This window comes from Haloparvum alkalitolerans (assembly GCF_050122995.1).
Taxonomy (GTDB): Archaea; Halobacteriota; Halobacteria; order Halobacteriales; family Haloferacaceae; genus Haloparvum; species Haloparvum alkalitolerans.
On the sequence record NZ_JBNLIA010000005.1, the window covers coordinates 1 to 19,608 of the forward strand.

Sequence of the window (19,608 nt, forward strand, 5' to 3'; positions counted from 1 at the left end):
CAATCCGTCAACACCGAACCGACGGAGATCGCAAAAAGTCGGAACCACGCCGATCGAGCGCTACTCGAGGTCGAAGCGGTCGTTCTGCATGACCTTGTGCCAGACATCCACGAAGTCGTGGACGAACTCTTCCTCGGCGTCGTCGGCGCCGTAGGCCTCCGCGAGCGCGCGGAGGCGGGCGTTGGAGCCGAAGATGAGGTCGAAGCGGGTCGCCTCCCACTGCTGCTCGCCGGTGTCGCGGTCGTAGCCCTCGAACACGGTCTCGGTTTCGGAGACGGGCTCCCACTCCGTGCCCATGTCGAGCAGGTTGACGAAGAAGTCGTTCGTCAGCGTGCCCGGGCTATCGGTGAGGACGCCGCGGTCGGTGTCGCGGTAGGTCGCGCCGAGCGCGCGCATGCCGCCGACGAGCGCCGTCATCTCGGGCGGCGTCAGGTTCAGCAGTTCCGCCTTGTCGACGAGCACCTCCTCGGCGGCCTCGTCGTAGCCGTCGCCGAGGTAGTTGCGGAAGCCGTCGGCCTTCGGCTTGAGCGCCTCGAACGACTCCACGTCGGTCTGCTCCTGCGAGGCGTCCGTACGCCCCGGCTCGAACGGGACCGTCACGTCGTAGCCGGCGTCGGCCGCGGCCTGCTCGATCGCTGCGTTGCCGCCGAGCACGATGAGGTCGGCCAGCGAGACGCGCGTGTCGTCCGCCTGCGCCTCGTTGAACGACGCCTGCACGTCCTCGTAGGTCTCCAGCGCGTCCGCGAGCCGCTCCGGCTCGTTGACCTCCCAGCTGCGCTGGGGGTCGAGCCGGAGGCGGGCGCCGTTCGCGCCGCCGCGCTTGTCGCTGTCGCGGTAGGTGAACGCCGCCGCCCACGCGGTCTTGACCAGCTGTGAACGGGACAGCTCCGAGTCGAGGAGCTCCTCCTTCAGCGCGGCCGCGTCCGCGTCGTCGATGAGGTCGTAGTCCGCGTCCGGGAGCGGGTCCTGCCACAGCATCTCCTCGTCGGGAACCTCGGGACCGAGGAACCGCTCCGGCGGGCCCATGTCGCGGTGGATGAGCTTGTACCACGCCTTCGCGAACGCCTCCTGGAACTCGTCGGGGTTCTCCTGGAACCGCTCTAAGACCTCGCGGAAGTCGGGGTCACGCTTCAGCGCGACGTCCGTCGTCAGCATCATCACGTCCTCGCGGTCCGACGGATCGTCGACGCCGGGCGCGGCGTCGTCGAGTTCGCCGCTCTGGGTGGTCCACTGCCAGGCGCCGCCGGGACCCTTCTCGGGCCACCACTTGTGGTCCAGCAGGTTGTCGATGTAGGAGGTGTCCCACATCGTGGGCGTGGTGTTCCACGGGCCCTCGATGCCGCTGGTGATGGTGTCGGGACCCTTGCCCTCGCCGAAGTCGTTCTCCCAGCCGAGCCCCTGCAGGTCGATGGGGGCCGCCTCGGGCTCGGGGCCGATGTGCTCCTCGGGGTCGTCCGCGCCGTGGACCTTCCCGAAGGTGTGGCCGCCGGCGATGAGCGCGACCGTCTCCTCGTCGTTCATCGCCATGCGGCTGAACGCCTGGCGGATGTTCTTCGCGGAGGCCTCCGTGTCCGGCTCGCCGTCGGGGCCCTCCGGGTTCACGTAGATGAGGCCCATCACGGTGTTGCCGAGCGGCTCCTTGAGGTCGCCCTCCTCGTCGAAGCGCTCGGCGGACATCTCCTCCATCTGGTCTTCGGGACCCCAGTCGACGCTCTCGTCCGGCTCCCAGTCGTCCTCGCGACCGCCGGCGAAGCCGAACGTCTCGAAGCCCATCGACTCCAGCGCGACGTTGCCCGCGAGGACGATCAGGTCCGCCCACGAGAGCTTGCGGCCGTACTTCTGCTTGACGGGCCACAGCAGGCGGCGGGCCTTGTCGAGGTTGACGTTGTCGGGCCAGCTACTCAGCGGCGGGAAGCGCTGGTGGCCGCCGGCCGCGCCGCCGCGGCCGTCGACGGTGCGGTACGTGCCGGCGCTGTGCCACGCCATCCGGATGAACAGCGGACCGTAGGTGCCGTAGTCGGCCGGCCACCAGTCCTTGGAGTCGGTCAGGACCGCCTCGACGTCGGCTTTCACCTCGTCGAAGTCGAGCGTCTCGAACTCCTCGGCGTAGTCGAACTCCTCGTCGTAGGGGCCCGCGTCGCGGGCGTTCCGGTCGAGGCCGTCGAGATCCAGCAGCTCCGGCCACCAGTCCTCGTTCTTCTGCATTATCGATCCGCCTCCGCACGATAGCCGCCCTCGATCGCGGGACAGTTCGCCGCTCCAGTGGTGTCGAATTTATCCGGGGACATCGATGATCTTCTCGTGTCCGGAACGAAGAGTCGTACTTACAAAAAACTAGTTATCGGTTCCCGCGAACTCGTTCCCGTCCCGGCAATCCGGGCCGGATCCGACGGCGGCTTATCGCTCTTCGAAGCGCCCTCAGAGCGCCCTCGGAGTGCCCGCGAACGCACGTCACTCGTGTCAGAAAATTCCTGTTCGGGGTCGGCGCCGAGAGCCTACTCGTCGGCCACGTCGCCGAAGACGCGCTCGGCGTCGGCGGGCACGTCGAAGTCGTGGTAGTGCTCGCCCTTCTCCTTGGAGAGCACGTTCAGCGCGGCCGAGGCGCCGTCGCCCGCGGAGATGACCGCCTGCCACTCCTCCGCACGTACCATCGCGCCGGTCGCGTACGCGTCCGCGACGCTCGTCTCCATCGTCACGTCCACGTCGACGACGTCCTCGTCGGTGAACGCACAGCCCAGTTCCTCCGCGAGGTCGCGGTTCGCGCCGGTCGCGAGGATCAGGTAGTCGGCCTCGTACTCGCCCGCATCGGTCTCGACCGCGAACCCGCCGTCGGCCGTCGCGACGCCCGTGACCTCCTCGCCCTGCTTGCGGTCGACGCCGAAGTCGTCGGCCTGCTGGCGGGCGGTCGCGAGGAACTCCGAGCCGCCGACCGAGCCGATCCCGAGGTAGTTGAACAGGTGCGCCTTGTGCATCCACGTGCCGTCGGTGTCGAACAGCGTCACGTCGAGTCCGTTCTTGGCCGCGAACAGTCCCGCGCTCAGTCCGGCCGGGCCGCCGCCGACGACGAGTACGTTCGTCATGCCCGATCGTTCCGGCGGCCGACCCTTAGGCATGCCGGCCACGGATGGGGTGGCCGGTTCGCGGGCCGCGGTCGGACCGGAGGAAGGAGGGGAGGGGAGTCGGGGCCGGTCCGGTGGCCGAGGTCACTCGGAGCGACGCTTCGACCGCGCCTCGCGGACCTCCGCGCCGTCTCGTAGCCGGTCCGGACAGTTCGGGCAGACGCGCGGCTCGTCGACCTCGTCGGGCGTGAACACCCGCACGTACTGCGTCGTGACGAAGGATCCGCAATTCTGACACTCGGGCATATCTCACACACACGGATGCCAATATAAATCAGTACTGTTTGTTCCCACCTCGCACGACCCTGTTCGATCCCGCCCGGGTCCGGCCGGCGCTCGGCCCACGTCCAGGCCAGGCCGGAGCTCGGCCCAGCCCCGAATCCGACAGGCTTCAGGGCGTCGAGGGGGCCTCGGCCGCCGACAGCACCCGGCAGACGTCCGTTGACGCGAACGACTCGCGACACGTCGGACACAGCGTCACCGCCACGTCGGCGTCCGAGTCGACGAACGCGACGGTCGCCCGCTCACCATCCCCGCCGTTGCAGACGGTACACACCATGGGTGTGCGAGACACACATCACCCTATTAACAGGTTCGGTTCCGGGCGCGGGGCGAGGTCCGAATGCGGCCGACGCGGCCCGGCCGCCGCCCGGCCGCGGCCTCACCAGCCATCGGGCGCGAGGCCGAGCAGCCGGGCCACGGGGCGATACGTGAACACGACGGCGGTGATGATCGCCAGCTCGACCCACAGCGAGAGGTCGCCGGCGACGTACTCCGCGGCGCCGACCGCGAGGAACACGGCGAGCAGCATCACGGCGTAGTGCGGGATCACGTCGACGAGCGAAGGGCCCCGCACGGTCACTCCCCGTCGAGCAGGCCCAGGTCCGCGGCCGCCATGTCGGCGATGCGGTCGGCGAGCGCGGGGTCGACGGCCGCGACCTCCTCGCCGTCGTGGCGCGTCTCGTTGTGCCGCGCGACCGCGTCCGCCACGTCCGAGAGGGGGATCCGGGACCGCGTCCCGCAGTCGTCACAGACGATCGGCACCAGTGGGTCGTCCGAGTCGTCGGTCATTGCCCTATCGCGGCCGCGGTCGGGCAAAAACCCACCGGACCCGCGGACGCTGCCGGAATCTGTGGACGCTCACGGACCCCATGGGCGTCCGTCGGACAGTCGGAGGGCGGGAACGACCGGCAGGTCCCGGTTCACCCGCCGTAGCCCGCCTCGCTCTCCTCGACGGGCCCCGAGAAGACCGTGTACAGGACGACGAAGTAGCCGAGCACGACGAACAGGAACGGCCCCGCCACGAGCGTGAGCAGGTTGAGCGTGACCGGTGCCGCGACCGCGTCCCGAACGGTCAGCCCGGTCGCGGGGTACGCGTGCGGATACAGCAGGGTCCCGACCAGCAGAACCAGCGACCCGGCACCGAGCCCGACGCTCCACAGCCACGCCCGAACTCGGTTCCGCGCGGCCAGCGCCAGTCCGACGACCGGAAGCGCGACCGTCGCCGCGGCCGCGGCGAGCGGGGCGGGAGCGAACAGGCGTCCGCCCGCGCCGAGGGGGTCCAGCGCGACCAGCGTCGCGACGAGCGCGAGGAGCGTCCCGAGGTACGCCGCCGTCGCGGGCCGACCGAGCGCGAGCGCGTCCGCCCGAAGGTCGCCGCGCGTCTTCAGCGCCGCGTAGGCGGTGCCGGCGACGAACGAGAGGCCAACGAGCGCGAGCCCCGTCACCAGACTCGGGAGCCCGGCAATCCCTGAGCCGAAGACCCACCCGCCGGCGATCAGCCCGAGACAGAAGGGCGCGGCGACGCTGCCGACGACGAACAGGCGGTCGCAGATCCGACGCCACTCGGGGTCGTCGTTCAGCTCCCGGAACTCGCCGGCGACGCCCCGGGCCAGGAGCGCGAACAGGAGCCCGAAGACGGCGAGGTAGTGGCCGCTCAACAGCGCGGCGTACACCGCGGGGAACGCGGCGACGAGCAGCGTTCCGAACGCGACCAGCCACACCTCGTTGGCGTCCCAGACGGGACCGAACGCCGCCAGCAGCTGTTCGCGCTCCGCCTCGTCGTCCCGGGTCGCGTACACCATTCCCAGCCCGAAGTCGAAGCCGTCGAGGAAGACGTACATCGCGAACGCGAACAGCAGCGTCCCGAACCACACCTCCGGCAGCGCGGGGACGAGGTAGCCGTCGATCGGGATCACGGGCCGTCACCTCCCGAGTCGGGAACGGGCTCGGTCGGGTCCGGTGTCACGTCGGGCTCCGAGACGGCCCCGGCGGTCGCCTCGTCGATGCGCTCGAGCTCCTCGTCGACGAGCCACTTGCAGCCCGCGAGGAAGCCGGCGAGCAACAGCAGGTACAGCGTGATGAATCCGCCGAGCGACAGCGCGGCTTCGATCCCCGTCACGCTCGGCGAGACGGCCGCGTCGGTCTTGAGGAGGTCCTGAATCGTCCACGGCTGGCGTCCCACTTCGGTCACGTACCAGCCGACGACGATGGCGACGAACCCGAGCGGCGTCGACAGCCACAGGAGCTGGAGGTGACGGCTCCGGGTCGCGAGCCGCCCCTTCCGCAGGCGATAGACGCCCCACACCCCGAGCAGGATGAACCAGAAGCCGAGCGTCACCATCGTGCGGAACGACCAGAAGACGACCGCGACCGGCGGGCTCTCCACGTCGAACTCCTCCAGCCCGTAGACGACCGCGTTCGGGTCGCCCATCGACGCCAGCATCGACGCCATGTAGGGGATGGAGACGGAGACGAGGTTCTCGGCACGAGGGTCGAGGATGTCACCGAGGTTCCGCGGGAACGCGATCAGGTGCAGCGGCGCGCCCTGTTTGGTCTGGTAGGCGGCCTCCATCGCCGCGAACTTCATCGGCTGCGTCTGGACGACGTGGCGGGTGTAGGCGTCGCCGTGGATCACCTGAAAGACGCCCGCGACCGCGAGCACGGCGACCGAGACTCGGAGCGCGTGCGCCCACGGCTCGCTCTCCTCGTTGGCCCAGACGAAGTACGCCGCCACGCCCGCGATCAGAAGCGAGACGGAGACGACCGCGGCGTTGGTCATGTGGACGTACAGCCACGGGAGCCGGGGCGTCGTGAACGCCGCGACCGGGTCCGTCAGTCGGACGAGCGTCTCGCCGCCGCGCTCGACGAGTTCGTACCCGCGCGGGGTCTGCATCCACGCGTTGACGACGAGGATCCAGAAGGCGGAGGCCCACGCGCCGGCCATCACCAGCACCGAGGAGCCGACGTAGAGCCGGTCGCTCACGCGGTCGCGGCCGAACAGCAGGATGCCGAGGAACACCGCCTCCAGGAAGAACGCCATGAACGTCTCGAACGCCAGCGGGCCGCCGATCACCTCGCCTGCGAACGTCGAGAACGCCGCGAAGTTCGTCCCGAACTGGAAGCTCAGGGGGATCCCCGTCACCGTCCCGAGTACGAACCCGAGCGCGAACACCTTCGTCCAGAAGCCGCGGAGGCGCGCGAACCGCTCCTCGCCCGTGCGGACCTCCTTGTACGTGAAGTAGACGATGTAGGGCGCGAGCCCGACCGACAGCGCCGCGAACACGATGTGGACGGAGATCGACCACGCGAACTGCACCCGGCTGGCGAGGGCCGGGTCGACGACCGCCGCGACGCTTCCGAGGACCGGGGCGAGCGCGGAGGCGACGGCGCTCACGCCCGCCTCCGCACCCGATCCGGGCCGGGTCTCGGCCGTGCGGCGATTCGTGTGCGTACGCTCATGCTTATGAGGGGGTTACTCGTCGTGGACCGTAGTGATTGGGGCGGTTCTCGGCGCGTGGGATCGGGGGGAATGGTTGGCCGTGAGGCCGGAAGCATATCCTTGAAGCCCCGGGAGGAAGAACCCGCGACCATGAGCGATTCCTGTGCACACTGCGGTGACCCCCTCCCGGACGGCGCGACCGCGTGCCCGGCGTGTGGCAACGACCCACGGCGGCGTGCGCGGATCGTCGGAGTCGCCGCGCTGCTCGTGGGGATTCCGGTCTTCTTCGTGATGCCGCCGGTCGCGGTCATCCTCTGGGTCGTCGGTCCGTTCGCGCTCGTCGGGTCGTGGTTCCTCTCCGCGGCGACTCACGACTTCTGACCGCTGTCCGGCCGCGCCGGGACGGTGCTGGACGGTTCTGTATGGAGCGGGACGGTGCTGGACGGAGCGGGACGGTGCTGGAGTCGAGGGTGGAGAAAGTATATATATTTGACTGAAAAAGCGGAAGCCGAATGGGTGTGATCGCGTCGGCAGTCCCGGACGCAGGGAAGCGGCGGACGGGCGGCAACTGATGACCCGGAGCGACGCGGCGGTCGGTCCCGACCCGACGCCGGTCGGCGAGCCGACGGACGAGCGGTTCGGCGAACTCCCGGTGCTAGCCGACGTGGGCCACGACCGGGTTCCCGACGTGGGGCCGGACGAGTACTACCACCGCGACGCGGCCGGCGGTCGGACCGACGTGGAGGTGGTCACGCGGGCGCTGGCGCTGGGCATGAACGTCCTGTTGAAGGGGCCGCCGGGCGTCGGCAAGAGCTACCTCGCGAAGTACGTCTGCTCGCGGACAAACCGGCCGCTGTACCGGGTGACGCTCTCGGAGACGACGTTCCGCGAGGACCTCCTCGGCAACCTCCAGCTCGTGAGTGCCGACGGCGGCGAGACGGTGACCCGCTGGGTCGACGGGCCCCTGACGCGGGCGGCCCGCGAGGGGGGCGTGCTCCTCCTCGACGAGATAAACGCCGCGGACGCGAACACCGTCGCGGCGCTGAACGCGGTGATGGAGGCGCCCGAGACCCGCACGCTGACCGTCCCGCAGACCGGCGAGACCGTCGCGCCCCACGAGCAGTTCCGCGTGGTCGCGACCGCCAACCCGGGCTATCAGGGGACCTACGAGCTGAACCAGGCGTTCGAGGACCGGTTCAGACACGTCAAGCTCGAGTACCTGCCGACCGCGGTCGAGGTGGATCTGGTGTTCCAGCGCACCGACCTCGACCGGTCACGCGAGGACGCGGTCGAGCGCCTCGTCTCGTTCGCCGGCCGGCTCCGCGAGGCGTACGTCGACGGCGAGCTGTCGACGCCGATCACGACGCGGGAGGTCGTCCGGATCGCCCGCTTCATGGAGGACGACTTCATGTCCCTCCGGGACGCCGCCCGAAGCGAACTGGTCGCCCGCGTCGACGAGTACGACGAGACGCTCGTCCGCACGCTGGTCGACAAGCGGCTCTGATCCGGCGATGCGCCTCACGCCCGAGACGCCGTCGTCCGACCTGGCCGCGCTCGCGACGGCCGAGCGCACGTCCGACCGCCGGCGCCGCGAGCTCGAACGGCTCGCGGGGATCTGCTCGCCCCGACGCGTCGACGTGTCCGTCCGGCTCGACCCGCAGGTCGCCGCCGCTCGCCCGGGTGACGAGGCGGGGAGCTACGAGATCGACATCCCGACGACGCGGTACGAACAGGTCGGCGACGCGCTTCCGGCCCCCGTCTGGGACCGCCGGATGCAGATCGCGCTCCTGTTCCACGAGCTCGGCCACGTCCACTATTCGGACTTCGAGCGCTTCGGCGACCGACTGGACGAGGTCGACGAGCGCTGGCGGGAGCTGTTCCGGGCCGTCTACAACGCCGCGGAGGACGCCGTCGTCGAGACGCAGATGGCGGCCGAGTTCAACGTCCGCGCGGACCTGCTGGCGCTGAACGCGGCGCTCGCCGCTCGGGCCGACGATAGACACGCCCGGTTCGTGCGGCTGTTCGCGGACGGCGAGACGAGCGACTCGCACGATCCGGTCCGGTCGTACACCCTCTTCGAGGCGGTGACCGTCGGGCTGCTCGACCGCGGGTTCGGTGACAGTGGGCGATACGCCGCGCTCCGGGACCCGGACGACCCCTCGCGCGTCGTCCGTAACGGGCGCGACGACGTGTTGGCGACGCTCGCCCCGGTTCTCGACGATTACTGCGCGGACATGCTCTCGGAGCCGAACGCCACTCGCCGCGTCGACAGGGCCTCCGAGTGCTTCCGCGAGGTGCGTGACGCCCTCGCCCCGCTGCCGCCGCTCCAGCGGACCCGGATCCAGACCGCACCCGTGCGCCCGCGGGACGCACGGGCAGCGGCGCGGTGGCCCGCCCGCAACGCGGACCGCCTGCCGGACGGGGAGACCGCCGCGCGCCGCGTCGCGAGAACGAGCGAGACGGGGGCAGAACCCGGCGTGAGCGGTGCCGCTTCGGAGCCCGTCCCCGGCGAGGTGACGACCGGCGCGATAGAGCGGCTGGTGCGCCGGCGGTCCGCGACGTCCGGCCGGGGGGCCCGGCGGTCGGGATCCCCCCTGCGGCGGGAGGCGGAGCGGCTGCTGTCGGTGGTCCGCGACCCGGACGCGTCGGTCGACGAGGTGGTCGTCGTCGACCCGGCGGTGAACGGCGGCGACCGCGAGCGCTGGGCGGCCGCGACGGCCGGGGCACGCGGGCTCGCCGCGGACCTGCGCACGCAGCTCCGCCGCGAGCGTCGCCCGCGGACCGATGCGGGTCACCGGGTCGGTCGACTCGATACGGGGCGGCTCGTCGACGCCTACCGAGGGCAGTCGCGCGTGTTCTCGAAGCGGCTCCCCGGTCGGGAGAAGGACTACTCCTGTCTGTTGCTGCTCGACCGGTCGGGGTCGATGCGGGGGGAACCGGGCCGGGAGCGAGCGAGGCGGGAGGGGCCGATGCGGACCGCGGAGAACGCGGTCGCACAGCTCGCCGCGGCGCTGTACGACGTCGGCGTGGACGTCTCGGTGCTCTCCGTCTGGCGCGGGAAGCCGTGTCTGGAACTGCCGTTCGGGGGTGATCCCGGCGACCACGTCGACCGCCTGCTGACCGGTCGCGCCGACGGCGGCACGCCGCTCGCGGCGCTCCTGACGCTCGCCCGTCACCGCATCGCGCACGGCGCGGGGGCGGTCCCGTTCGTGGTCGTGGTCACCGACGGGCACCCGGACGACGAGGACGCGTACGCCGACGCCCTCGAGCGGTGTTCGTTCCCGGTGTACGGCGTCTATCTCTCCGGGGGGCGGGACGGCGACCCCGCGTTCTTCGACCGGCTGGTCCACGCGTCGCCCGACGACCTCGGCCGGACGCTCCGCCGGCTCGCCCGGTCGTTCTTCGCTCGCGGGGGCGGGTGAGCCGTGGCGTTCGCGGCCCTTCGGCGGCTTCACGACGACCTCGCGGCGGGGCGGGTCGACCCGAACGACGCCGTGGCCGCCGCCAGCGAGTACGTGTCCTCGCCGGTGCGGACCGTGCGTGAAGCGGCGATCGAGCTCCTCGCGGTGGCGGCCGAGCGCGACCCGGCGTGCGGGGACGCGGTCGCCGACGCTATCGCGGACCGGTTGCGAACGGGACGGGGCGTCTCGTCGGCGGAGCTCTGCGGGGTATGGGCGGCTGGCCGTGCGGCGCCGGCGTCGATGGAGCCGGTCGTCCTCGCGCTCGGGCGCCGGCTGGCGAACGTCGACCGACTCCGGGCCGAGACGCGACACGTCCGACCGAACGACGACGGGAGCGACGGGTTTCGAGACACGGGCGGCCGGGCCCTCGCGGCGTCCGTCGTCGGCGCCGTCGGCGGGCAGGCGCCCGGCGCCGCGAAAGCCGCGGTTCCGGCGCTCGTCGCCGGCTGTGACGCGGCTGCCGAGAACGCGGTCGCGATCGAGTCGATGTGGGCGCTCGTCGCGACGGCGACGGCGGAGCCGGCCGCGCTCAGACCGTTCGTCGCGGGGCGGACCTGGGCGCTCGACGAGGCGAACCCCCGACTCGTCGCGACGGCCCTCGACGACCTCGGCCACGTCGGCGCCGCTCTCCCCGACCACGTGCCTGCGGTCGACCGCATCCGGGCGCAGCTCGACCACGACGCCCCGCGCGTTCGGGAAGCGGCCGTGCGCGCCCTCGGCAGGCTCGGCGGCGTCCCTCGCTACCACGGGGAGCCGCTCGGCAGACCGCTCGCCGCCGGGACCGACGCGCTGGTCGACCCGGTCACCCGTCGGCTTCGCGACGGGCACTCCGAAGTGCGGTCCGCGGCCGCCGGTGCGACGGAGTGTCTCGCTCGCGCCACGCCGGAGGCGGTGGCTGACCATCACCGGCGACTCGACGCGGTCACGAACGCGGACGACTGGCTCACGCGGACCAACGCCGCACGGGCGACGGCGACGGTCGTCGAGCGGACCGGTCGGGTCGACGACGCCGCAGTCGACCGGTTGCGCGTGCTCCTCGCGGACGCCGATCCCGACGTGCGGCGCGCGGCGCGCCGAGGGGTCTGTGCCGCGCTCGGTGCCTCCCGAAATGCGGGGAACGCGGGCGCCGAGGACCGACGTCTCGCCGAGCTACTGGTCGTCGAGCGGTTCTACGACGCGGGATACGCGTCGGAGCGCTCGACCGACGACCCGCCGGACGCGACCGCGCACGCGGTCGACGTGCTCGGGACCGACTGGGTCGCGCCCCTCGCGGACGCCTGTCGCGCACACGACGACTGGTCCGTCCGACTGCGGGCGGTCGAGATCGCCGTTTCGGCCGCGGCGCGCGAATCCGACGACCCCGCGTCCCTCGCGAGGACGCTCGAATCGTTCCTCGCGGACGGGGACGGCGACGTGCGCGAGCGGGCTCTGGAGGGCCTTGCCGCGGTCGCGGACGGAGCACCTGACCTCGTCCCGCGGATCGCCCGGTCGATCGCCGCCCACGCGACCGAGGGACCGGGCGACCTCGACGCGAGTCTCCCGGCGCTCGCGGGGCTGGCTGACGGGGCGCCGACGGTCGTCGAAGCGGCCCTCTCGAGCGTCTGCCGTCGACGCCCGGACGCGGCGGAGACGGACGCGGAGAGCACGGCCGGCGACGAGAGCTCCTCGAGCGACGACGACGGCATGCAGGACATCGTTCGCGACGCCCTCGACGAGCACGAAAGCGACGGCGTCGACGGCGCGCTCGCGACGGTCGCGGACGAGTCCCCCGAAGCCCTGACAGCGATCACCGCCGATCTGGTCGAGAGAACGGGGCGGGAGAGATCCGCCGGGACCGCGAGAGCGCTGTTCGCCGCGGTCGCCGAGCGGACCGAGTCGCCGCCGGACTCCGCGAACGGCGACGTGCTCGACCGCGTCCACGTGGCATCCCTCCTGGACCTCCTGGAAGACCCGGCGACGCCGACAACCGTGCAGGCGTGGACGGCGGGGACCGTCGCGGTCGCCGGCGCGGTAGGGAGCGCGGACGAGCGCACGACGGCGTTCGCCCGCGAACGTCTCCACTCGCTGATCGAACGGGACGACTCGACCGCCGCGACCGCGGCCGTCGCGCGGATCGCCGCGAGTTCCCCCGCCGCGGTGGCCCCGTTCGTACCGGCGCTTCTCGCCGCTCCCGACCCCGCCGACGTCCCCGAGTACGCCCGGCTGATCGCGGCCAGCGACGAGTTCGTCCTCCCGGTGACGAGAGCGCTGACTCGGCTTCCGCGGGAACTCGACGAGGTGCCGTCCTCGGAGCTGTTCGAGCCGCTTTCGGCGACCGACTGGTGGCCGCGAGTCGCCCCCGTCCTGCGCGCCTCGTTCCCGCTCGCGACCGGCGTCGCCGCGTCCGTCGCCGAGCCGGCGCCTCACGACAGCCGCACCGGTCACGAGCCGGTGACGCCGTGGGACCTCCATCCGGTTCCGGGCGTGCGGGCGGTCGAAAGCGACCGAACCGACGGGGCGGCGGACGAGCCCGCCGCCGACGACAAGCCCGCGGCGGATGGCGAGCCGGACGTCGCGGCGCTCGTCGCGGTCGGGTTGGCCGCCGCCCGGACAGCGGCCGAACCGGACACGGGGAGCGTCCGCGGCAACCGCGGTGACCGCGCCACCGCGTGGCGCCGCGTCGTCCGATCCGGGCTCGCGTCGGACGACCCGGCGGTGCGACGGACCGCCGTTCGCGCCGCCGACCGCGTGTTCGCGGCGGCCGCGCCCGACGCGGAAACCGGCGCGTCGCTGGTCGAGGCAGTCGGCGACGCCGACCCGACCGTCCGATCGGCGGCGGTCCGGGTCGCCTGTCGGTGGTGCGGGTCCGGTCGCGTCGACGGTGACGCGCTGACGGGGCGCGTCTCGTCGCTGCTCGCGGGAGGCCGACTCGAGCGATGCGCCGCCTGCGACGGGGCGGCCGACCTCTTGGGACGCGGCAGCGCGTCCGCGGAGCAACTCCTCACCGACGTGTGCGGTCAGCTGACCGCGGCGGAACGCGGCGTTCGTCGAGGGGCGGCCGCGGCGGTCGGCCGCGCGGCCGCAGCGGGGAAGCTTCCCGAGTCGGCGAAGCCGGTGGTCCTCGACCGCCTCGGTGATGGCGCCGCCCGGCAGACGCTCGCGGTCGGGGTCGACGCCGGCGGCGGCCGGGACGACAGCAGACCGGCACACGCGGCGGGCGGACTCGCCGAGACGCTCGTCGAGACGGATCGGGACCGGCTCGCACACGCCGTCGGGAGGCGCCTCCACCGTCTCGCCGCGACCGCGCCGGCGACGGCTCGGACCGGCGCGGCTGAGGCGCTTCGGACGGCGATCGACAGGACGGAGCGCGGCGACGAGGGGACGCTGACGCTGGGATCGGAGGCGGCCGCGTTCTGGCTCTGCCGCACCGCCGAGCGGCTGGCCGCGTCGGACCGGTCGGCGATCGGGGCCTTCGCGACCGTCGTGGAGGGGACGCTGGACCGGACCGCCGAGACCGGACCGGACCCGCCCGGGGCGGGAGAACTCGGTCGGGCGCCGGCCGTCGACGGGACCGCGCTTCGCCGGGCGGCGCTTTCCGCCGCCGGCTACGGGGCGCTCGAGGCGTTCTCCGACGCGATGGCGTCCGCGCTGGCCGACCCGGGCGACGGGGAGTCCCCCCTCCCCGACTCCGCCGCGACCGCGGCGTTCCTCCGGCGCGCGGACTCGGAACCGCGGTCCGCGGTCGCCGACGCGCTCGCGGACGCGGACGACGACGCCCACCCGACGGCCGTGGTCCGGTCGCTCGCAGCGGACGCAGACGCCACCGACCGACGCGAAACGGGGCTGACCGCGCTCGCGGAGCTGGCGCCGTCCGTGACGGAGCCGGACGCGACCAGAGACGCCCTTGCGGCCGGGACGGACGCGCTCGCGGACGGTTCCCCGACGGTTCGGCGGCGCGGGGTCGCCCTCATCGCCGCGTTGGGAGAGCGCGACCGGATCCCGCCCGACGAGGCGGTCGCACACCTCCTCGCGGCCGTGCGCGATGCCGACGTGCGCGTCCGGCGCGACGCCGCGGACGCGGTCGCGGCGCTCGTCGGGGAGACGTACCTCGGGCGAGCGGCGGTCGGACGGATCGCCGACCGTCTCGCGGCCGACCTGACGACCGACGCCGTGAACGGCGGGACCCTTCTCGCGCACGCGCTCGCCGCGACCGGAGAGTGAAGCGACCCGACCGAGGACCCGCCCGACGGCGAACGCGAGGGGACACCGCTAAGGGTGTTTCTCGTTCCCACACGACGCGAGGGCTTTTGGTCCGAGAGACGAAGCGGGGACCATGCCGATCGGCCTGATCTCGGACGTGCACGCGAACCTGCCGGCGCTGGAAGCGGTCCTGGCGGACATGCCGCCGGTCGACGCCGTGGTCTGTGCCGGCGACGTGGTGGGGTACAACCCCTGGCCCGCCGAGTGCGTCGAGCGCGTCCGCGAGGTCTGCGACGCGGTGGTGCAGGGCAACCACGACAGGAACGTGGAGACGCCGCACCGCTACCGGGCCAACCGGATGGCCGAAGCGGGCCTGGAGCTGGCGAAGGCGGAGCTGTCCGCGGCACAGCGGGAGTGGCTCGCGGCCCTGCCGCGGACGGCGACGCTCGCCGAGGAGTACCTCCTCGTCCACGACCATCCCGAACACCAGGACAAGTACGTCCATCCGGGCGAGTTCCCGACCCTCAGGCGCTACCTCGACGACCGCGCGGGCGTCGTGATCGGACACACCCACGTCCAGCACGAGGCGACGGTCGACGACCGCCTGATCGTCAATCCGGGTAGCGTCGGGCAGCCCCGCGACGGCACCGCCGGCGCCGCCTACGCCGTCCTCCATCCCGAGGACCGGTCCGTGGACCTCCACCGCACCGGCTACGACGTGGACCGGGTCGTCGACCGCATCGAGGAGAGCGACCTCCCCGACGAGACCGGGTCCAGACTGCTCGACGGCCGGTGATCCGCTCATGACCAGATACGTCATCTCCGACCACCACTTCGGTCACGCGAACATCATTGAGTACTGCGACCGCCCGTTCACCAGCGTCGGCCAGATGGATGGGGAGCTGCTGAACCGGCACTACGAGACGGTCGAGGACGACGCCCTCCTCGTCCACCTCGGCGACGTGGCGATGGACATGCGGGACGGCGCCGAGACGGTCGACTACTTCGAACGACTGGGCGGCGACCTGCTCGTCCGCGGGAACCACGACATCGGCCTCGACGCCGAGGCGGCGCCGTTCCCGGTGTTAGAGTCGTGCACGCTGGAACAGGACGACTACCGGTTCCACTGCACGCACCGGCCCGCGGACGTACCGGACGACTGGGACGGCTGGGTGATCCACGGTCACATCCACAACAACGACACGGACGCCTACCCGTTCGTGTCCTATGACGACCGGCGCGTCAACGTCAGCAGCGACGTGCTCGAGTTCTGCCCGGTCTCGCTGGAGGCGCTCACGGACCTGCTCGACGCCTGCTCCCCCGGGACTCATCTGCGGACGATCGCCGACGCGCGCGAACTCCTCGAGGGGTGAGGCCGACCGCGTTCCGCCCGAGGCGCCGCTCGGCGCCGAACGCCGCGGCTATCCGCCGTCCGCGTCGAACGCCTCCGCGAGCGTCGCTCGCATGTGCTCGCGGCGCATCGCCAGCGCCTGCTCCTCGTCGATGTAGTTCTCCAGGACGACCTGTGCCGAGGAACTCCCCTGCTCGGCGCCGACGACGGACGCCTGTTCGAGCGCCGCCCGCGACGCCCGGAGGTAGGCGTTGTACCAGAACCGCCGGCAGGCGTGGGGCGTCGGACGCTCTCCATCGAGCGTCACGCCCGCGCGCTCCGCGAGCCGGTCGAAGCGGTTGTTCACGGTCCCGGGCGCGATGTGGCCGGACGCGGAACTCGTGGAGGGGAACAGGTAGCCGTTCCACTCCCGGTCGCCGCCCTCGCCCTCCTCGAGCGCCGCGACGCGGTCGGCGTACGCCTCGGTCCCGAACAGCACCTGCACGGTGCCCGGCCCGTTCTTGCGCTCCGCGAACGTCAGCCGGGGCGGGTCGGGCTCGGGATCCATCGCGGAGACGTGCAGCGACGCGACCTCGCTCCGCCGGAGCCCCCACGCGCCCAGTGCGACGACCATGAACCGCTCCGCGTCGGACTCCGCGGCGCGGTGGAGCCGCCGGACCTGCGCCGCCGAGAGGGCCGGCTTCGTCCCGGAGCGCTCCTCGCGCTCCGCGCGCCACCCCTTCGAGAACTCGTTGCGGACGTTGACCATTGGGTTGAACGCGGCGAGCGTCCGGTTCTGGAGCCAGAGGTACCAGTCGTTCACGTCGGTGAGGTGCGCGAACTTCGAGTCGGGGCTCTCCAGGTCGCGGGAGAGCGCGTCGAAGACCGCGATGGCACGGTCGATCTCCGCCGGCTGGTTCTCCATCGCCCCTGCGCGCTCGACCAACCGCGCGTCCCCGTGGAGGCGCTCGTACTCCCGGGCGTAGCGCGCGAGCCGCGACCGCCGCGACCGGATCGTCGCGTCCGCGAGGTTGTGCCGCCGCGACCGCGAGTCGAGGTACTGCTCGAGGCGGTCGACGGTCGCGTCGTCGCCGATCCCCCAGTCGTAGCCGTCCGACTCCGGGGGGTCGACGCCCACGCACTCCGTGAGGAACTCCGAGAGGGTGAGGTCGTGCTGCTCGCGGAGCGCGTACGCGATGCCCGAGTAGCCGCGGTCGGCGAGCCACTCGTAGGAGGGCCGGTCCGCGGTCGGGTCCAGCCCCTCGCTGACCATCGCGTCGCCGATCTCCCGCTCGTAGAACGCCACCAGCTCGTCGAGCGACTTCCGGCTCCACGCGTAGGCGTCAGCCACCGCGATCACCCCGGGGAAGCGCCCATGCGCCGCGGTCACCGCGATCTGAGTCGACCGAATTCACGGGTGCTGCGTCACGTACCAGATAAATAATCTTTCTGCTTGTTGCCTTGTCTTGCAGAGACAAACGAAATAAGTAGAATCGCGGACGGTCGGGAGCAAAAACGAATAAACTGCATATCGCGATACAGAATATCCGGCTCGGACCGTGCTCTCGCCCGGCGGCCGCACCGACCGCGGGAGCCGCCGGCAGCCATTTCCGTCGACCGCTCGAACCCACGGCATGGCCGACGACGGCGTCCGCGTCTGGTTAGTCGAGCGGACCTACTCCGACGACGAACAGAACCTCATCATCCTCACCTACGCCACGCCGGAGGGCGACCGCTACTACCGGAAGGAGCGCGCGCTCACCTCCTTCTCGGACGTGCGCGACACGACCGCAGCCGTGGAGGTGGGCGAGAGGGACCTCGGAGCGGTCGACGACCCCGACCTGCAGGAGCAGTACGCGGCCGAAGCGCGGCGAATGCGCGAGGTCCACGACCCGGACGACGTTATCTGAAGCGGCCACTGCGATCCGCCGTCGGGGGATGGATTTATCATCCTGTCGCCCGATAAGCGACATATGGGATCCAAGTTGGAACTCGCGCTCGGACGTGCTCGCCACGCAGCCATCGGCGCCGCGGTCGGCGCGTTCGTCGGCGGACTGATCAACAAAAACTTCGCGAGCAGCGGCGGCGCGGTCGGCGGCCTCATTGGCGCGGCCATCGGCGAGAAGCGCGTCTCGGCGGACTCGTTCATCAAGTCGGTGAAGGAGCGGAAGGCGGACGCGTCCGAGGAGTAGCGCCGCACCCCCGGGAGCGCGGCCGCCCGGACCACAGCCGCCGGGACCGCGACCACCCGAACCGCGACCGTACTTTTTTGATCGATGGGTCGCCAGATCTGACGTATGAAGCCCTCCACTCCCGTCGACCAGCGAAGCGTTCGCGCCAGCGTGCTCACCGCGTTCGTCGCCGCCCTGCTCGTGTGCGCGGCCGCGGCCGGGGCCGCGGCGGGCGCCGGCTCCGGAAACGGCGTCCTCTTCGACCAGGACGAGTACCGTCTCGCCGCCGGCGACGTGACCGAGGTCGCGGTCCAGACCCCCACCGACAGCGACCGCCGCAACGTGACGATCCACCCCGTTGTCGACGGCGACGCCGCCGAGGAACCGATCGCGACGCTTCACCTCCGCGCGGCGGCGGAGGGAGAGGACGCGCGGTTCCGGATCGACACCTACGAGAACGGCACGGACGCCTTCGCCGGCGTCGGCGCGACCGAGGCCGACGTGACTCTCCACGGGGACGCCTCGCTCGACGCCGGCGCCTACGAACTCCGGACTCCGGGGTCGTGGCCGGCGCGGCTGACGGTCGGCGAGCCGCGGGTCGAGGACGTCTCCGTCTACCGGGCGCCCGCCGAGTGGGCCGCGGGCCCGAGCGCCCTCGGTGACGGCGCGCTCGAGGAGTTCGCGACCGCACGGGAGAACGGAACCCTCGTGGCCCAGTCCGCGCCGGCCGAGGATCGCATCGCCGACGCCGAGGGGCCGTGGGTGGCCTACGACGAGGCGCTCGTGGTCGTCGTCGAGGCGGACGGGCTGGACGCGGCGGCCAGGTACGGCGACGGTGAGACGGTCCGCGAGCGTCTCGGCGCCCGCCTCGGCAGGGCCGGGAGCGGGGACGGCGACGGCGCCAACCGCTCCGCGGCGCTGCGGATCGACCAGGACCCCGTCTCGATCGGTCCCTCGCTCCCGGTGAACCACGTCACGCCGTTCGACGCGAACGCGACCGGCCGCGTGCTCGCGAGCCCGGCGAACGGGACCTACGTGATCGCCGTCGACCTCTCGGACCCGGCCGCGTTCGGCCAACACGAGGACGACCTCCTGCGCGACAGCGCGAGCCTCTACGACGTCCGACTCGGACTCGACTGCGAGGCGGCCGAACAGTGGGACGCCTGCGCGGGCGCGGGCAACGCCACGTTCCACGCCGGCCCGGGCACGGCGTCGAACGTGACCGTCGAGCGCGCCGCCGACGGCGAGGAGGTGTTCGTCCGCGGGGACACCACGCTCCCGCCGTGGGAGACGGTCACCGTCGCCGCGGGGGGCGCGACCGCCGAGGCCGACGTGGCGCTCCCGCCCTCGGGCGTCGCCGGCTTCTCAGTCTCGATCACGCCCGGCGCGGACGCGGAGGAGGTTGTCGTCAGCCACGACGGCGAGCGGCTGGCGAGCCAGCGCCTGGAGGCGGAAGGAGAGACGACGGCGGTGACGGACGGCGCTCCGAAGACGACCGCGTCGCCGACGGGGACGGAGCCGGGAACCTCCGGTGACGACGCCCCCGGGTTCGGTGTCGGCGTCGCGGTCGCGGCGCTCCTCGTCGCGGTCGGCGTCGCGGTCGCACGAAACAACTGAGGGAATCGGA

At 72.2% G+C, this 19,608-nt stretch carries 18 protein-coding genes; 9 read left to right on the top strand and 9 right to left on the bottom strand.

From position 1 onward, the window contains the following. Positions 1 to 60 precede the first annotated feature (60 nt). From katG to ACQE3L_RS07295, 8 genes are all read right to left on the bottom strand, one after another. Complete coding sequence (gene katG, locus ACQE3L_RS07260) at positions 61 to 2,205, bottom strand: catalase/peroxidase HPI (RefSeq protein WP_426963110.1); 2,145 nt, start codon at positions 2,203 to 2,205, stop codon at positions 61 to 63. Positions 2,206 to 2,495: 290 nt separating this feature from the next. Further along, positions 2,496 to 3,080, bottom strand: a complete 585-nt coding sequence (locus ACQE3L_RS07265) for an NAD(P)/FAD-dependent oxidoreductase (RefSeq protein WP_426963111.1) — start codon at positions 3,078 to 3,080, stop codon at positions 2,496 to 2,498. A gap of 123 nt (positions 3,081 to 3,203) precedes the next feature. After that, positions 3,204 to 3,365, bottom strand: coding sequence for a DUF7563 family protein (locus ACQE3L_RS07270; RefSeq protein WP_176696656.1), 162 nt, complete (start codon positions 3,363 to 3,365; stop codon positions 3,204 to 3,206). A 145-nt stretch (positions 3,366 to 3,510) separates the two neighbouring features. After that, positions 3,511 to 3,678, bottom strand: a complete 168-nt coding sequence (locus tag ACQE3L_RS07275) for a hypothetical protein (RefSeq protein WP_426963112.1) — start codon at positions 3,676 to 3,678, stop codon at positions 3,511 to 3,513. A gap of 102 nt (positions 3,679 to 3,780) precedes the next feature. After that, a complete protein-coding gene (locus ACQE3L_RS07280) occupies positions 3,781 to 3,975 on the bottom strand; it encodes a hypothetical protein (RefSeq protein ID WP_426963113.1) in 195 nt (64 codons plus the stop codon). A 2-nt stretch (positions 3,976 to 3,977) separates the two neighbouring features. After that, complete coding sequence (locus tag ACQE3L_RS07285; protein ID WP_426963114.1) at positions 3,978 to 4,190, bottom strand: DUF8149 family protein; 213 nt, start codon at positions 4,188 to 4,190, stop codon at positions 3,978 to 3,980. A 131-nt stretch (positions 4,191 to 4,321) separates the two neighbouring features. Next, entirely contained in the window at positions 4,322 to 5,317 is a 996-nt protein-coding gene (locus tag ACQE3L_RS07290; RefSeq protein WP_426963115.1) for a cytochrome d ubiquinol oxidase subunit II, read from the bottom strand. Further along, positions 5,314 to 6,795 carry a cytochrome ubiquinol oxidase subunit I gene (locus tag ACQE3L_RS07295; protein ID WP_426963116.1) on the bottom strand — a complete coding sequence of 494 codons (1,482 nt, stop codon included), beginning with the start codon at positions 6,793 to 6,795 and terminating at the stop codon, positions 5,314 to 5,316. The genes ACQE3L_RS07290 and ACQE3L_RS07295 overlap by 4 nt, the downstream gene beginning before the upstream one ends. A gap of 195 nt (positions 6,796 to 6,990) precedes the next feature. Between ACQE3L_RS07295 and ACQE3L_RS07300 the strand changes: the two genes are divergently transcribed. From ACQE3L_RS07300 to ACQE3L_RS07325, 6 genes are all read left to right on the top strand, one after another. Then, positions 6,991 to 7,221 carry a zinc ribbon domain-containing protein gene (locus ACQE3L_RS07300; RefSeq protein ID WP_058366954.1) on the top strand — a complete coding sequence of 77 codons (231 nt, stop codon included), beginning with the start codon at positions 6,991 to 6,993 and terminating at the stop codon, positions 7,219 to 7,221. A 190-nt stretch (positions 7,222 to 7,411) separates the two neighbouring features. After that, complete coding sequence (locus tag ACQE3L_RS07305; RefSeq protein WP_426963117.1) at positions 7,412 to 8,344, top strand: AAA family ATPase; 933 nt, start codon at positions 7,412 to 7,414, stop codon at positions 8,342 to 8,344. Positions 8,345 to 8,351: 7 nt separating this feature from the next. Continuing rightward, positions 8,352 to 10,262, top strand: coding sequence for a VWA domain-containing protein (locus ACQE3L_RS07310; RefSeq protein WP_426963118.1), 1,911 nt, complete (start codon positions 8,352 to 8,354; stop codon positions 10,260 to 10,262). Positions 10,263 to 10,265: 3 nt separating this feature from the next. Beyond that, positions 10,266 to 14,501, top strand: a complete 4,236-nt coding sequence (locus tag ACQE3L_RS07315; RefSeq protein ID WP_426963119.1) for a hypothetical protein — start codon at positions 10,266 to 10,268, stop codon at positions 14,499 to 14,501. 112 nt (positions 14,502 to 14,613) lie between these two features. Next, a complete protein-coding gene (locus tag ACQE3L_RS07320) occupies positions 14,614 to 15,276 on the top strand; it encodes a metallophosphoesterase family protein (protein WP_426963120.1) in 663 nt (220 codons plus the stop codon). Between the two features lie 7 nt (positions 15,277 to 15,283). Next, on the top strand, positions 15,284 to 15,853 hold the full coding sequence (locus ACQE3L_RS07325; protein ID WP_426963121.1) for a metallophosphoesterase family protein: 570 nt from the start codon (positions 15,284 to 15,286) through the stop codon (positions 15,851 to 15,853). Between the two features lie 48 nt (positions 15,854 to 15,901). Here ACQE3L_RS07325 and ACQE3L_RS07330 read toward each other — a convergent pair whose 3' ends face one another. Beyond that, positions 15,902 to 17,161, bottom strand: coding sequence for a tyrosine-type recombinase/integrase (locus ACQE3L_RS07330; RefSeq protein ID WP_426963122.1), 1,260 nt, complete (start codon positions 17,159 to 17,161; stop codon positions 15,902 to 15,904). Positions 17,162 to 17,444: 283 nt separating this feature from the next. Between ACQE3L_RS07330 and ACQE3L_RS07335 the strand changes: the two genes are divergently transcribed. The 3 genes from ACQE3L_RS07335 (at position 17,445) to ACQE3L_RS07345 (ending at position 19,598) form a co-directional block, all read left to right on the top strand. Next, on the top strand, positions 17,445 to 17,720 hold the full coding sequence (locus ACQE3L_RS07335) for a DUF7967 family protein (protein WP_426963123.1): 276 nt from the start codon (positions 17,445 to 17,447) through the stop codon (positions 17,718 to 17,720). A gap of 63 nt (positions 17,721 to 17,783) precedes the next feature. Next, the gene (locus tag ACQE3L_RS07340) at positions 17,784 to 18,002 is read left to right on the top strand and encodes a glycine zipper domain-containing protein (RefSeq protein WP_426963124.1); all 219 of its coding nucleotides are present in this window, start codon (positions 17,784 to 17,786) and stop codon (positions 18,000 to 18,002) included. A gap of 105 nt (positions 18,003 to 18,107) precedes the next feature. Next, positions 18,108 to 19,598 (top strand): PGF-CTERM sorting domain-containing protein, encoded by a 1,491-nt coding sequence (locus ACQE3L_RS07345; protein WP_426963125.1) that lies wholly within the window; start codon positions 18,108 to 18,110, stop codon positions 19,596 to 19,598. Positions 19,599 to 19,608: the final 10 nt, after the last annotated feature.